Here is a 2,580-nt window from a genome sequence, read left to right as displayed (position 1 = left end):
CCACGTCAGGCGAGCAGCTACCTGTCGCCAGCCCCAGGCCGACACCGCCGTCAGCGCCAGCACGCCCGCCAGAATCGGCAATTCCTGCGTCATCACCAGCCCCGATGCGCCCAATAGCGCCACCAGCCAGAACAGCAGTCCTCCTGCCAGCAGCGCCCGGCTGAGCGGCAGGAAGAGAGTCCTCCACAGCCAGGCCGCAGCCAGCCAGCAAAGGCTGAGGATGGTGAAGATCAGCAGCAGGCTCAGGGACGTAACACCGTTCGCTTGCGCCCACAGCGCGCTGCTAAGCGCCAGCACCAGCAGCGCCGTCCCGCTATAGCTCATGCGACGCTGGTTCTGCTGTACGCCCAGCCAGAGGATACCCAGCCCTTCCAGCGCCCAGGCCATCGCCGTCCAGCGCGCCGACAGCGCCAGCGGAATGGCGAGCGTGGCAAATCCGCCGCCAATAGCCAGCGCCGCCATGACCAGAGGTCGCCCGATAGAGGGATAGCGCCGCAGCGCAAGGAACGCGAGGGTAAGATAAAATGCGCCGTAGCCCAGCGCGCTCAGGGCCGGTCCATACTCCCAGTACCGGGTCATGCCGTACTGCATCCCGAAACCGATCAGCGGCGGGGCAAACAGCAGCACGCCGTCAATAATTTGCTTCCCTTTCTCCTGCGCCCGCAGCGACAGCGCCACGCTCAGGACGCCGAATATCAGCGTATTGGCGATCAGGAACAGCTGGCAGACCCAATAGTCTTCAGGCTGGTAGTCATTCAGCCCCCACAGGCCGCCCACGCCGAACGTAAACAGTAGCCCGAGCAGATTCAGCTCGCGCCAGTGCTGCCAGATGCTGATAGCGAGAATGCCGATGGAAAGCAGGAGATAGAAAGAGAACAGCGCGACAAAGCTGCCGCCCCCGGTAGACAGCAGCAGCGGCGCAAGATACCCGCCGAGGCTTGCCAGCATGGCAAGGCTCAGCGCCTTCTGCAGCACCGCCAGCCCGACGCTCGCCGCGCATATCACCACCAGAAGCGCAAAGGCCAGCGTCATCGGCAGCATTTGCCAGAGCCGGAATGCGCCAAACACCGTCAGGTAGAGCACGCCGGTCGCCCCGCCCTGGAGGATCAGCGCATAGACACGCCGCTTATGCCGCAGCCGCCACCCGACCGCCAGCAGAACGATGGCAAACAGCGCCGTTGCCACGAGGCGCAGCTCAAGCGGGAACAGGGAATGTTCAACGGTATAGCGCAGCAGGAATGACAGACCGAGGAAGAGCAGCAGGATCCCAAGCTTCGCCAGCGGATTACCCTGCATAAACCAGCGCGCCAGCGACGTCAGGATGCCGCCAAAGGCAGAAGGCTGTTTTGCCGCAGGCGTCGGAGCCGGAGCGGGTTGTGCCACGGCTGCGGAAGTATCGGAACGCCAGGGGTCGACAGGCGCGGGAGCATCTTCAACCATCGGCGCGGTCACGACCGCCGGAGCGGCAGACTGCACCGGCTCTGGCGCTATCTCATTCGCGCCGCGCTGCTCAAGCGCCTCAATGCGCTGGCGTAGCCGGGCGATCTCCTGTCGCGCCGCCGTACTTCGGTTAAAGCCAATAACCGCAAGCACGGGCGCAACCACCAGCGCAAAAACCAGGAACAAACAGCCAAGGATGTAAAGCTCGTCCATGTTTCCACCTTCACCGTAAACGATCCGTTAAGATTGACACAAATAGTTGCATTTGCGCCATCTTAAAAGGTGGAAACATTAACAGGTCTTAACTGCCGAACCAGATCGTCGCGGATACCGCAGGCAGCGCCAGCACGCCGTCCTGTATCGTCGCCTTGCCCTCTTTATTCTTCCACGCCGCCACCTTCAGCAACGGTGAATCATCCAGCACCACTTCGCAGGCTTCGCCCCGGTTAATGGCCACCAGCACGCGCTGCTGATTGTAGACGCGAGCAAACACTACCACGTTATCGTGGGCATACACCACCTGACAGCCGCCGTAGCGCAGGGCGAGACTCTGCTTACGCAGCCTCACCAGCCGCTGATACAGGCTGAACAGCACCTTGTCCTGCTTCTCTGGCTCCCACGGGAAGGTTTTACGGCAGAACGGATCGTTGTTGCCGTCCAGCCCCACTTCGTCTCCATAATAGATGCACGGCACGCCCGGCCAGGTGAAGAGCCAGGTGACCGCCAGCGGCAGACGCGCCGCATCCTTGCCGAGCAGGGATTTAAAGCGGGCGGTATCGTGGCTATCGAGCTGGTTGAACATCCGCAGCTGCTGCTGATGGGACAGACCGGCGCGATAGTTCTCCATCCACGCCATGCAGGTTTCAGCGTCGATATGATTCGGATCGTAGGAGATATCGGTGTTAGCGAGAAATCCCCACAGCGGGAAAGTAAAGCCGCGATAGTTCATCGCCGCATCTTCCGCATCGTTCTGCAGCCACTGGCGCGCGTCGCCAAAGTGCTCGCCAAAGACGAACGCCTCCGGCTGGGCCGCTTTTGCCGAGCGCGTAATCCCGGCGACGTGCTGAAGGTTATTCCGCGCCCCGCCGGCTTCACCGAGCATATGCACCACGTCCAGCCGCCAGCCGTCCATATTCCACG

General features: G+C 62.1%; 2 protein-coding genes. Both read right to left on the bottom strand.

What is annotated here, in order from left to right; all coding sequences use genetic code 11:
• Positions 1–1,653 (bottom strand): DUF2339 domain-containing protein (locus DEO48_RS07730; protein ID WP_146198253.1); only part of this gene is annotated, 1,653 nt, incomplete at its 3' end.
• Positions 1,654–1,741: 88 nt separating this feature from the next.
• The coding region (locus DEO48_RS07725; RefSeq protein WP_258306069.1) for an alpha-amylase family glycosyl hydrolase at positions 1,742–2,580 on the bottom strand (839 nt) is incomplete at its 5' end.

Origin of the sequence: Enterobacter sp. CGMCC 5087 (genome assembly GCF_003144775.1) — a bacterium.
In the GTDB taxonomy this organism is placed as follows: domain Bacteria; phylum Pseudomonadota; class Gammaproteobacteria; order Enterobacterales; family Enterobacteriaceae; genus Enterobacter; species Enterobacter cloacae_M.
Note: the sequence above shows the minus strand (reverse complement) of the source record. Positions and strands in the feature narration are given on the sequence as shown.